The sequence below is a fragment of the Arabiibacter massiliensis genome (genome assembly GCF_902386925.1).
Classification (GTDB): domain Bacteria; phylum Actinomycetota; class Coriobacteriia; order Coriobacteriales; family Eggerthellaceae; genus Arabiibacter; species Arabiibacter massiliensis.
Map to the genome: position 1 here is coordinate 431,441 of NZ_LR698996.1, position 12,247 is coordinate 443,687.

The window sequence follows — 12,247 nt, forward strand, 5'->3', positions numbered from 1 at the left end:
TGACGCCAAACGGGATCCTTCGACTCCGCGCTTCGCGCTCCGCTCAGGATGACAAGGCGTCTGACATCGTGGGGGTTGTGATACGATGCTTGCCGAAGGATAGTCGTTCGGAGGAGCGCGGGGACGGAAGCGGGACGGGACATCGACGCCGTCGTGGCGGCCATGACGCTGGAGGAGAAGTGCGCGTGCCCGGTGGGCGCGGACTACTGGCATCTGGGCGGCTGCCCGCGGCTGGGGGTGCCCCCGCTCATGATGGCCGACGGCCCGCACGGCCTGCGCAAGCAGGAGGGGCCGGCCGACAACCTGGGGCTTTCCGCCAGCGAGCCGGCGGTGTGCTTTCCCACGGCGAGTGCGGCGGCGTGCTCGTTCGATGAGAGCCTGCTGCGCGAGGTGGGCGCGGCGCTCGCCTGCGAGGCGCGCGAGCAGGGGGTGTCGGTGGTGCTGGGGCCCGGCGTGAACCTCAAGCGCGACCCGCGCTGCGGCCGCAACTTCGAATACTTCAGCGAGGATCCGCTGCTCTCCGGCGAGTTGGGCGCGGCCTACGTGGAGGGCATGCAGGAGGCGGGCGTGGGCGCTTCGCCTAAGCACTTCGCCGCGAACAACCAGGAGACGTACCGCCTCATCTCGGATTCGGTGGTGGACGACCGCGCGCTGCGCGAGCTGTACCTGGAGCCGTTCCGCCGCGTGGTGCAGCGCGCCCGCCCGTGGACGCTCATGGGCGCGTACAACCTGCTCAACGGCACGTACTGCACCGAGAACGCCTGGCTCATGCGGGACGTGGCGCGAGGGGAGTGGGGCTTCGACGGCGCGATGGTGGCCGATTGGGGTGCGCAGAACGACAACGGGCGCAGCCTTCCTGCGGGCCTCGACGTGGTGATGCCGGGGCCTCGGCGCGACTACCAGGCTGATGTGGCGACCGCCGTGCGCGCGGGGCGCATCGAAGCGGCGGCGCTGGACGACGCCGTGCGCCGGGTGCTCGAGCTGCACGAGCGGTGCGAAGGCGCGCGCCCGCCCGCTGAGCCGCTCGACGTCGCGGCCCGTCTCGCGCTCGCGCGCCGCGTGGCCGCGGAGAGCGCCGTGCTGCTACAAAACGATGGCACGCTGCCGTTTTCGCCGGGCGCGACCATCGCGGTGATCGGCGCGTTCGCGAAACGCCCGCGCTACCAGGGCGCAGGGTCGTCGAAGATCAACCCGGTGGCGCTCGATAATGTGTGGGACGCCCTTGCGACCGCGGGCGCGCGCTGCATCTTTGCCGAGGGATACGACGCGGTTTCGGGCGAGGCGACCGAGGAGCAGCTGGCAGAGGCCGAGGCCGCCGGTGCGGCGGCCGACTGCGCGCTGGTGGTGGTGGGGCTGCCCGACGCGGCGGAATCCGAAGGCGCCGACCGCGCGCACCTGCGCCTGCCGAAGGGCTGCGACCGCCTGGCGGAGCGCGTGTGCGCCGCGAACCCGCGCACGGCCGTGGCGGTGCAGGCAGGCGCGCCCGTGGAGCTGCCGTGGCGCGCGGCGGCCGGGGCGGTGCTCGCCGTGTACCTGGCGGGCTGCCAGGGCGGAGGCGCGCTCGCCGATATCGTGCTGGGCGCGGCGAATCCTTCGGGCAAGCTCGCCGAGACGTGGCCCGCGCGCCTGGCCGACGTGCCCTGCGGAGAAGAGGGCTTTCCCGCGCCGGGCCGCCAGGCGCGCTACCGCGAGAGCATCTACATAGGGTATCGCTACTACGACGCCGCGGGCGTGGAGCCGGCGTTCCCCTTCGGCCACGGACTCACCTACACCGCGTTCGCCTACCGCGACCTGCGGGTGGACCCGACGGCGGGGGCGGCGGGTCCCGGCCCCGACGGCACTCTCGGCCTGGACGCGCCCGCCTTCCATGTGTCGCTCACGGTGGAGAACACGGGCCCGCGCGCAGGCGCCGAGGCCGTGCAGCTCTACGTAGCGCCGTGCGAGCGCGAATCCGGCGCGTTCAAGCCCCCGCAGCAGCTGGCCGCGTTCGCGAAGGTGCGCCTGGAGCCCGGCGAGGCCCGGCGCGTGCAGCTTGCGGTGCCGCGCCGCGCCTTCGCTTACTGGGACGCGAAAGCGGGCGCGTGGCAGGTGGAGGCCGGTGCCTGGGAGCTGCGCGCCGCCGCCTCGAGCCGCGACGTGCGCCTTACGCAGAAGGTGCATCTGGCCGGCGCGCCCGCCGCAGACGACGGCGCGCCCGAAGCCTACCGCCGCCCGCGCCCCGGCGGCTTCGATGACGAGGCGTTCCGCGCGCTCTACGGCCGCCCGTTCCCCAAGCAGATCGTGCCTTTGCGCCCCTACACGGCCAACGCCACGGTGGGCGACCTCAAGTCGTCGCTCATCGGGCGCATCGTGCACGCCGTGCTGCGCCACGAGCTGAAGCTCTTCGTGCGCGGCGACGCCGACCTGCGCGACGTGGCCTACCGCACGTTCATGGACCTGCCGCTGCGCGCGCTGGCCATGTCGGGCATGGACATGAGCGTGATCGACGGCATCGTGGACATCCTCAACTACCGCTTCATCCGCGGCTTCAGGAAGCTCTCGCGCCTCAAGCGCCCGAAGAGCGCCGCGCAGGCGGCCGCCTCCCGGGAGGGGTAGGGAAGCCTCACACGTCGGGCAGGGTGCGCTTGAGGATGGTCTTGTCGAAGCTCTTCACGCGGTAGCCGCGTAGGACGTTGCGCGCCACCAGCATGCTGTCGGTGAAGTCGAGCGGGTAGGCGCCGAAGTAGCGGCAGGCCAGCCTGATGATATCCTCCTCGCTCACGCAGATGTCGTCGAGCAGCATGTTGAGCGTCTCGCCGATCATCGTGCGGGGCACGTGGTACACGTCGCGCAGCGTCACGGCCACGCGCGCGATGATCTCGGGGTAGGTGTAGGCGCGCCCGGTGGCGATGACGGCGGCCGCCTCCTCGGCGTGGCGCTTGTTGTCCTTCAGCACGTAGCGCAGTATGACCGTCTCGTCGATGATGGTGAACATGGCTTCCCCTCTCCGCTACTTCTTATTGCGCAGCTCGCTTTCGGCCTTCATGCTGAGCGAGGCGATCCAGGCGTCGCGCTCCTGCTCGCGCTTCGTGGGGCTGGCGAACACGTTGAGCACGCCGTAGGCCCGCCCCGAGCCCTTCTTGTTCAGGCTCGTGGGGGTGAAGGGCATGCGCTGGTCGAGCAAACTTTGGTTGACGAACATCCTCACGGCCTCCGAAAGGCTCGTTCCCATGGAAGCGTACAGCTGCTCGGCGTCGCGCTTGTCCTGCGGGTCGATACGCACCTGAAGAAGCGCCTCTTTGGCCATTTTCCGCACCCCTCTCTTCGTAAAATCCACAATTTGTACTTCAATTATCATACACGAATATTCAGACGAAGGGAACCCTTCCCGACAGCGGCGTTGGGCGTAAACTTTTTGCTGAGGGGTCGATAAAACGCGATACATAGCTATTCATCAGGTAAAATGAATTCCACATCGACATGCTTCCGTTTTTGAAAATCATCCTTGACAACCTGATCGACGCACCCTATATTCGCCGACAGGTAGTTATGAATTATATGTGCAGCCAACGATGGGGGAAGGCGGTGAGCACGAAGGGGGCTGCATCCGGTCTGAAACCGAAGCAGGGAAAGCCGCGCGGGGGCCGTGCACAAGGCGCGCCGGGCGGGCTTTCCTCAAGCGAGACGAGAGAAGAGACTATGGGCAACAAATTCGTCATAGCGGACCCCGGGGTCTGCATAGGGTGCAAAACCTGCATGGCGGCCTGCCTCTCCAAGCACGATGTGTGCGACGACGTGGCGCAGGCCCGTCTGAACCTGGTCACCACGCTTAACGTGTCGGCGCCCATCGTGTGCCACCACTGCGCCGACGCTCCGTGCGCCGCGGCGTGCCCCACGGGCGCGCTGTACCTGGACGCGGAGCACAACCGGGTAGGCGTGCGCGCGGAGCGCTGCATCGGCTGCAGCGGCTGCGTGATGGCCTGCCCCTACGGAGCGGTCACCATCGCCACGCGTCACGTGGTCACGAAGCTGGGCAGCCTGGTCATCGGCGAGTCCGACAAGCCGGTCGTCATCAAGTGCGACCTGTGCGTCGACCGTCCCGAGGGCCCGGCCTGCGTGCAGGCGTGTCCCACGAAGGGCCTCGTGCTGGTGGACGAGGATGTGCTGGAAGCGGGCATCAAGCAGAAGAACCGCGCGGCGGCCGAGGCGGCGGAGTCCATCTCCAGCCTGCCGCTCAACCCGGTTCTCGCGTAAGAGGAGAAGGGAGCACCATGGAAAAGCACATGGCCGTATGCCCCTACTGCGGAGCGGGCTGCAAGCTCGACCTGCTGGTGGACAACGGCAAGGTCGTGGGGGCCGAGGGCCTCGACGGCATCACGAACCAAGGCGAGCTGTGCCTGAAGGGCCTGCACGGCTACGACTTCATCAACGACACGAAGATCCTCACGCCCCGCATCTACCACCCGATGATCCGCCGCACGAAGGATGCGGAGCTCGAGCGCGTGTCGTGGGACGAGGCGCTCGACTTCACCGCGAAGAAGCTCATGGAGATCAAGGAGAAGTACGGCCCCGACTCCATCATGCTCACCGGCTCCTCGCGCGGCCCGGGCAACGAGGCCAACTACGTCATGCAGAAGTTCACGCGCGCCTGCATCGGGACGAACAACATAGACAACTGCGCGCGAACTTGACACGGCCCCACTGTCATCGGTCTGATGGACACAGTAGGTTCCGGTTGCATGAGCTGCTCGATCCCCGGTATGGAGGACGCGGGCTGCATTTTCCTGTTCGGCTACAATCCGAGCGCATCGCACCCCATCGTGTCGCGCCGCATCGTGCGCGCCAAGGAGAAGGGCGCCAAGATCATCGTCGCCGACCCGCGCGTCATCGAAACCGCGCGCATCGCCGACATCTACATGCAGATCAACAACGGCTGCAACGTCGCGTTCCTGAACGCCTTCATGAACGCCATCGTCACCGAGAACCTGCATGACAAGAAATTCATCGAAGAGCACACCAACGGCTTCGACGAGTGGTGGGAGACCATCAAGAACTACACGCCGGAGTCCGTCGCCCACATCACGGGCGTCGATCCCGAGACGATGCGCCGCGCGGCGCGCATGTACGCCACCGCCCAGCCGTCGTCCATCGTGGGCTGGGGCATGGGCGTGGCCCAGCAGAAGCAGAACGTGCTCACCGTGCACTCGCTCGCCGCGCTCGCCTGCATCTCGGGCCAGATCGGCAAGCCGAACTCGGGCCTGGCGCCCGTGCGCGGCCAGAACAACGTGCAGGGCTCCTGCGACATGGGGATGCTGCCCAACCTCTATCCGGGCTACCAGAAGGTGGAGGACCCCGCCATGCGCGAGAAGTTCGCGAAGGCATGGGGCGTGCCGGTGGAGAAGCTCTCCGACCACGTGGGCTACAAGCTCACCGACGTGGGCCACAACGTGGACGAGGGCAAGGTGCACGCGTTCTACAACTTCGGCGAGGATCCGCTGCAGACCGAGCCCGACGCCATCGAGCTCAAGCGCCAGCTGAAGGACCTGGACCTCTTCATCTGCCAGGACATCTTCATGACGCAGACCACGCTCATCGCCGACGTCATCTTCCCGGGCACGTCCTGGGGCGAGCACGACGGCGTGTTCACCGCGTCGGACCGCACGTTCCAGCGCTTCACGGCCGCCGTGCCGCCGAAGGGGGAGTGCAAGCACGATTGGCAGATCTTCCAGGAGCTGTCCACCCGCATGGGCTACCCCATGCACTACGAGGACACGAAGGAGATCTGGGACGAGGTGCGCGAGCTCTGCCCCACGTTCTACGGCGCCACCTACGAGAAGATGGAGGGCACCGGGCACGCCCAGTGGCCCATCCCCACGCTCGAGCATCCCGGCTCGCCCGACATGTTCCCGGGCGGCACGTTCACCACGCCCGACAACCGCGCCAACCTCATGGCGCACGATTGGGAGCCGCCCACCGAGCTTCCCGACGAGGAGTACCCGCTCATCCTGTGCACCGTGCGCGAGGTGGGGCACTACTCCTGCCGCTCGATGACCGGCAACTGCCGCGCGCTGTCGCTTCTGGCGGAGGAGCCCGGCGAGCTGCACATCAACCCGATCGACGCCGAGGCCCGCGGCATCCGCGACGGCGAGCTCGTGCGCGCCTTCTCGCGCCGCGGCGAGGCCATGAGCCGCGCGGTGGTGGACGAGCGCATCAACAAGGGCACGGTGTACATGACCTACCAGTGGTGGATCGGCAAGTGCAATAACCTGACGCTCCACGCCGTCGATCCGCGCTCGCACACGCCCGAGGATAAGTTCAGCGCCTGCCAGGTCGAGGGCATCGAGGACCAGGTATGGGCCGAGCAGCATCTGCAGGAGCTCTACGGGGCCCTCAAGCAGGAGCTGGCCGACACGGCGGCCCTGCAGGACGTCGATCCGGCCGCTGCGAAGAGCCTCGAGGAGGCTGCGCCGCAACCGGTTCTCGCGTAGAGGAAGCGCGCTCGCGCGCAACGGGCCCGGAAGCCTCGCAGGCTTCCGGGCCCTCGGAAGATCAAGGAGCGGATGTGAATCGATTCATCGCCATACATCCTGACAGGTGCATAGGCTGCGGCACCTGCCGGGCGGCGTGCAGCGAGGGGCATCGCGCGGTGGGGCTGCAGGGCGAGCCGCGTCTCGCCATGGTCATGACCCGCGATATCTCGGCAGCTGTCACCTGCCATCATTGCGAGGGGGCGCCGTGCGCTGCGGCGTGCCCCGTGAACGCCATCTACCGCCAAAAGGGCGCGATCATCGTGAACGAGCAGCGCTGCATCGGATGCAAGCTGTGCGGCATCGTGTGCCCGTTCGGCGCCATCCATCCGGCCGGCACGTCCGTCGCGGGCGTAGCGGGCACGATGGTGAAGACGCCGACGTTTCCAGCCAGCTTGGATCCGCTGCTGCAGTGGGAGATAGGCGTGTACACGTGCGCGGTCAAGTGCGATCTGTGCGCGTACGACCAGGAGGGGCCGCACTGCGTGCCCGCGTGCCCCACCAACGCCCTCGAGTACGTGACCACCATGGATGCGGACGCGTCCGTGAAGGGCAAGCGCCTCGAGGCTGCGGGTAAGAACGGGGTCATGGGCCCTGAGATCGCGGCCGTGAGGAGGGCGAAATGAGCGCGACTGCTTTGCTTTTGACATCGGTGTGCATCTCGTGCGTCGGCGGGGTGGCATCGCTTCTGCTGAAGCGCTCCGAGCAGGTCTCCAAGGCCGTCGGCTGCGTGTTCGGCGCGCTGGCCGCCCTCGTGGGCATCGCCGCGGCGCTCGCGGCCATCTTCGGGCCGGCCGAGCTTTCCAGCGTGGCCACGCCGTTTTCCTTCGCGGCGTTCACGCTTCTGCTGAACCCGCTTTCGGGCCTGCTCATAGGCGTTATCTCGCTGCTCGCGCTCGCGGCGTGGGTGTACGGCCTCAAGTACTTCGACGAGTACCGGGGCAAGGGACTCGGCGTGGCCGGGTTCTTCATGAACCTGTTCGTGGCGTCGATGATGCTGGTCATCTGCGCGGACAACGCGTTCTGGTTCCTCGTGTTCTTCGAGCTCATGTCGCTGAGCTCGTACTTCCTCGTCATCATCGAGCAGGACGAGAAGTCCATCAAGGGCGGGTTCCTCTACCTCATCATGGCGCATGTGGGCTTCCTGCTCATCATGATCGGGTTCTTCACCATGGCGGGCATCACGGGCAGCTTCGAGTTCCAGTCCTTCCGCGAGACCGCCTTCGCGGCCCCGGTGGCCGGCACGGTGTTCATGCTGGCCTTCATCGGCTTCGGCTGCAAGGCGGGCATGGTGCCGTTCCATTCGTGGCTGCCGCAGGCCCACCCCGCGGCCCCTTCGAACGTGTCGGCCCTCATGTCGGGCGGCATGATCAAGATCGGCGTGTTCGGCATGATCAAGGTGGGGCTCGACCTTCTGCAGTCCTGCCAGGTGGAGCTGTGGTGGGGCATCGTGGTGCTGCTGTTCGGCGCGGTGTCCTCGGTGCTCGGCGTGGTGTACGCGCTCGCGGAGCACGACCTGAAGCGCCTGCTCGCGTACCACTCCGTGGAGAACATCGGCATCATCCTGCTCGGCGTGGGCGTGGGCTTCATCGGCGTGGCGCTCGGCCAGCCGGTGCTCGCCGTGGTGGGCCTCATGGCGGGGCTCTACCATCTGCTCAACCACGCCCTGTTCAAGGGCCTGCTGTTCCTGGGCGCGGGCTCGGTGCTGCATGCCACGGGCACGCGCAACATGGAGAAGATGGGCGGCCTGGCGCGCGTCATGCCGGTCACGGCGATGTGCTTCCTCATAGGCTCGCTCGCCATCTCCGCCATCCCGCCGCTCAACGGCTTCGTGTCCGAGTGGTTCACCTACCAGTCCATGTTCAGCGCGGCCTTCGGCGGCGACGCCGTCGTGAAGATCGTCGCGGCCATCGGCATCGTGGCGCTTGCCCTGACCGGCGCGCTCGCCGTCACCTGCTTCGTGAAGGCCTACGGCGTGTCGTTCCTCTCCGCGCCGCGCTCCCAGGCGGCCCGCGACGCCCATGAGGTGCCCGGCGCCATGAAGTTCGGCATGGTGCTTCTGGCCGCGCTCTGCGTGATCCTGGGCGTGGGCGCTCCGTGGATCGCCCCTGCGATGGACGGCATCGCCCGCTCCGTCATGGCACCGGTGGCGGCCCTGGCCGATGCGCCGGTGGTCCTGGGCGCCACGCTCGTGAACCCCGATCTGGGCTCCATCGTGTCCACGCCGTTCATGGCCGTGCTGCTCATAGCCCTGGTGGCCCTGCCCATCGCGCTGCGGGCGCTCCTGGGCCGTGGCGGCGTGGCCGAGCGGCGCGACCCGTGGGCGTGCGGCTACCATCCCGAGGGCGAGATGCCCGTCATCGCGACGAGCTTCGCCTCGCAGGTGAACATGTTCCTGGAGCCGCTCTACCGCATGCGCGCCATCGTGTCGCGCCAAAGCGGCCGGTTCGTGGCGCTGTTCGAGGGCACGGTGAAGGGCGCGTCGGTGGCCGAGACGGTCGGCGACAAGTACCTCGTGGACACCGTGGCCGCGCTCGTCACGTGGGTCAGCCATCAGGTGCAGAAGATAGAGGGCGGCGACTTCCGCAAGTACATCGTGTACATCGTGGCGGCGCTCGTGTTCTTCCTCTGCCTGTCCGTTCTGGTGAAGTAGGGAGGTAGCGCAAATGACTGAGATCATCATAGCGATCGTGCAGTGCCTCCTGCTGGTGCTTTTGGCCCCGCTCGTGTCGGGAGGCGCGCGCTGGCTGCGGGCCAAGATGCACACGCGCCGCGGGCCGTCCATCCTGCAGGACTACTACGATATATTCAAGCTGCTCAAGCGCCAAGACGTGCACACGGCCGATTCGAGCTTCGTCTCGCGCCTCATGCCGCCGCTGTTCTTCGGCACGATGCTCGTGCTGGCGTGCGGCGTGCCCATGATCACGCGCCTGTGCCCCGTGCCGGTGCTCGGCGACATCATCACCATCATCTACCTCATGGCCCTGCCGCGCTTCTTCTTCGCGCTGTCCGGCGTGGACAGCTCCAACGCCTATGCGGGCGTGGGCGGCATCCGCGAGCTTCTGGTGGGCGTGCTGGTGGAGCCCTCCATGATGCTGGCGCTTCTGGTGGCGGCCCTCGCGACGGGCACCACCAACATCGGCGGCATGGGGGCCATGATCGGATCGCTTTCGGCCGGCGCCCCCGTGGCCGTGGTGGTGGCGGGCGCGGCGTTCGCCATCGCCTGCTACATCGAGCTGGGCAAGCTGCCCTACGACATGGCCGAGGCCGAGCAGGAGATACAGGAAGGCCCTTTGGCCGAGTACTCCGGCGCGTCGCTGGCCATGGTGAAGATGTCGCTGTCCATGAAGCAGATCATCGTGGCGAGCCTGTTCATCGCCGTGTTCCTGCCTTTCGGCAGCGCGGTGGAGCCCACGCTTCCGGCGCTCGCGCTGGGGCTCGTCGCGTACGTGGCCAAGCTCGCCGTCGTGTTCTTCGCCTGCTCGCTGGTGGAGAACCTCGTGGCGCGCGTCCGTTACAAGCTCATGGGGCGCCAGACGTGGACGGTGGTGGGCGTGTCCGCCCTCGCGTTCGTGTTCTGCGTCCTGGGCGTCTAGGCGATAGGGAGGATTGGAAACCATGGAGACAACTTTGTCGGTTCTCGCCATCGCCTCGATCGTCGTCCCGTTCATCGCGGCCGTGGTCATCGTGATGGCCCCGCAACGCGCCGCCAAATGGCTGTGCGTTGCAGCCGCCGCCGCCTCGACGGCGCTCACCGCGGGTTTGTGGGCCGCCTTCGCCGGCAGCGGCCTCGATTCGGTCACGGTCACGTTCGCCATGCTGGGCGACGCCGAGATCCTGGGATTCGTGTTCGACAAGATGAGCGTGATGCTGGCCCCGTGCTTCGTCGGCATCGGCCTGCTCATATCCATCTACTCGGTGGGCTACATGAACAAGGGCAACCGCGAGCATCCCGACGCGCCGCGCCGGAGGTTCTACGCGTTCTTCACGGTGTTCATCGGCGCCATGGCCGGCGTCGTGTTCAGCTCAACCGTGGTGGGGCAGCTCGTGTTCTTCGAGATCACCGGCGCGTGCTCGTGGGCGCTCATCGGCTACTACGACACGCCCACGGCCCGCAAGTCGGCCATGAAGGCGCTCATCCTCACGCATCTCGCCTCCATCGGCCTGTACGTGGCGGCCGGCGCGCTCTACCTGCAGACCGGTACGTTCGCGGTGGACGCCATCGCCCAGCTCGACGGCTGGTGGAAGGCGTTCGTCCTGCTGTGCGTGCTGTGGGCGGCCTGGGGCAAGTCGGCCCAGCTGCCGCTGTACATGTGGCTGCCCTCCGCCATGGAGGCCCCTACGCCGGTGTCGGCCTACCTGCATGGCGCGTCCATGGTGAAGGTGGGCGTGGCGGTGTTCGCCCGCGAGGTGCTCGCGGCTGCCGGCGTGCCCGAGATCGTGGGCTGGGTCGTGGTCGTCGGCGCCATCGCCACCATGCTGTTCAGCTTCTTCATGTACCTGCCCCAGAAGGATATGAAGCGCCTTCTCGCGTTCTCGACCATCTCGCAGCTCTCCTACATCTTCCTGGCGTTCGGCTTCTTCATCTTCGGAAGCGATCTGGCCTTCGAGGGCGGCGTGATGCACATGTTCAACCATGCGTTCGCGAAGACCCTGTTCTTCCTCGTGGCCGGGGCGTTCAGCTACACGCTGGGCACCCGCATGCTGCCGCAGATCAAGGGCGTGCTGAAGAAGCAGCCGCTGCTGGGCGTGGGCTTCGCCTTCGCCGCGCTCGCCATCGCGGGCGTGCCGCCCCTGAACGGCTTCTTCAGCAAGTTCGCCATCTTCTCGGGCAGCTTCGCGGCGGCGCAGGGCAACTGGGTGCTCATGCTCATCGTGATCGTGGCCCTGGTGGAGACGGTGGGCTGCTTCGCCTGGTTCCTCAAGTGGATGGGAAGCGTGCTGCCTGGCCAGCCGTCCGAGACGGTGGCCGACGCGGCCCCGCTGCCCAAGCCCATGGCCGGAGTGCTCGCGGTGTTGATCGTCATGGCCGTGGCGTCGAGCTTCATCGCCGCAGCGTGGCTGGGCTAGGAGGAGAGATATGACTGGATTCTCGATAATCAATATTCTCGGAGGCCTGCTCGTCGTCACCTCGATGCTCGTGGTGCTGGCGCGGGCCCCCAAGAGGGCGGCGTACCTCTACGCGGTGCAGTCGCTCGTCATCGTGGCGCTGTTCGCGGCGCTGGGCTCGGTCACCGGGTCGAGCGAGCTGTTCACCTGGGCGGGCACGGCCTTCGTCACGAAGGTGCTCGTGGTGCCCGGCATCATCCTGTTCACCGTGAAGAAGCTCGGCGACGCCGGAGCGGGTTTGGAGTCGCGCCTCTCGCCGGTGAAGACCATCGTGGTCATCGCCGTGGAGGTGTATCTGTGCTTCGTGGTGGCCCAGGGCGTCGAGCTGCCCATCGTGGCCGAGGTGAAGCCGGCGCTGGCCATCTCGCTCGCGCACTTCTTCATCGGGCTCACGTGCATCGTCACGCAGCGCAACATCGTCAAGCAGATATTCGGGTACTGCCTCATGGAGAACGGCTCGCACGTGACGCTGGCGCTGCTCGCGCCCCAGGCGCCCGAGCTCGTGGAAGTGGGCATCGCCACCGACGCGTTCTTCGCGGTCATCATCATGGCGATCATGGTCGTGCGCATCTACAGGAACGCGCGCACCTTGGACGCCGACGACCTCATGGAACTGAAAGGCTAGGGTGCCC

The 12,247-nt window shown here is 67.2% G+C and carries 10 protein-coding genes; 8 read left to right on the forward strand and 2 right to left on the reverse strand.

The features are described from left to right. Positions 1–162: 162 nt before the first annotated feature. Positions 163–2,595, forward strand: coding sequence for a glycoside hydrolase family 3 C-terminal domain-containing protein (locus FX134_RS01820; RefSeq protein WP_080797268.1), 2,433 nt, complete (start codon positions 163–165; stop codon positions 2,593–2,595). 7 nt (positions 2,596–2,602) lie between these two features. On the opposite strand, the gene FX134_RS01825 is transcribed toward FX134_RS01820, so the two are convergent. Next, complete coding sequence (locus FX134_RS01825) at positions 2,603–2,974, reverse strand: PIN domain-containing protein (RefSeq protein ID WP_080797269.1); 372 nt, start codon at positions 2,972–2,974, stop codon at positions 2,603–2,605. Positions 2,975–2,989: 15 nt separating this feature from the next. After that, positions 2,990–3,286, reverse strand: coding sequence for a type II toxin-antitoxin system RelB/DinJ family antitoxin (locus tag FX134_RS01830; protein ID WP_172623336.1), 297 nt, complete (start codon positions 3,284–3,286; stop codon positions 2,990–2,992). A gap of 392 nt (positions 3,287–3,678) precedes the next feature. Here FX134_RS01830 and FX134_RS01835 point away from each other — a divergent pair, with 392 nt between their 5' ends. The 7 genes from FX134_RS01835 (at position 3,679) to hyfE (ending at position 12,240) form a co-directional block, all read left to right on the forward strand. Then, complete coding sequence (locus FX134_RS01835) at positions 3,679–4,233, forward strand: 4Fe-4S dicluster domain-containing protein (RefSeq protein WP_080797271.1); 555 nt, start codon at positions 3,679–3,681, stop codon at positions 4,231–4,233. Positions 4,234–4,250: 17 nt separating this feature from the next. Next, positions 4,251–6,467 (forward strand): formate dehydrogenase subunit alpha, encoded by a 2,217-nt coding sequence (gene fdhF, locus FX134_RS01840; RefSeq protein ID WP_080797272.1) that lies wholly within the window; start codon positions 4,251–4,253, stop codon positions 6,465–6,467. Positions 6,468–6,541: 74 nt separating this feature from the next. After that, positions 6,542–7,132 (forward strand): 4Fe-4S dicluster domain-containing protein, encoded by a 591-nt coding sequence (locus tag FX134_RS01845; protein WP_080797273.1) that lies wholly within the window; start codon positions 6,542–6,544, stop codon positions 7,130–7,132. Continuing rightward, entirely contained in the window at positions 7,129–9,159 is a 2,031-nt protein-coding gene (gene hyfB, locus FX134_RS01850; protein WP_080797274.1) for a hydrogenase 4 subunit B, read from the forward strand. The genes FX134_RS01845 and hyfB overlap by 4 nt, the downstream gene beginning before the upstream one ends. Before the next feature lie 13 nt (positions 9,160–9,172). Continuing rightward, entirely contained in the window at positions 9,173–10,102 is a 930-nt protein-coding gene (locus FX134_RS01855; protein WP_080797275.1) for a respiratory chain complex I subunit 1 family protein, read from the forward strand. A 22-nt stretch (positions 10,103–10,124) separates the two neighbouring features. Continuing rightward, positions 10,125–11,576: a hydrogenase 4 subunit D gene (locus FX134_RS01860; RefSeq protein WP_080797276.1), complete on the forward strand. Its 1,452-nt coding sequence runs from the start codon at positions 10,125–10,127 to the stop codon at positions 11,574–11,576. 10 nt (positions 11,577–11,586) lie between these two features. Next, positions 11,587–12,240, forward strand: a complete 654-nt coding sequence (gene hyfE, locus FX134_RS01865; protein WP_080797277.1) for a hydrogenase 4 membrane subunit — start codon at positions 11,587–11,589, stop codon at positions 12,238–12,240. Positions 12,241–12,247: the final 7 nt, after the last annotated feature.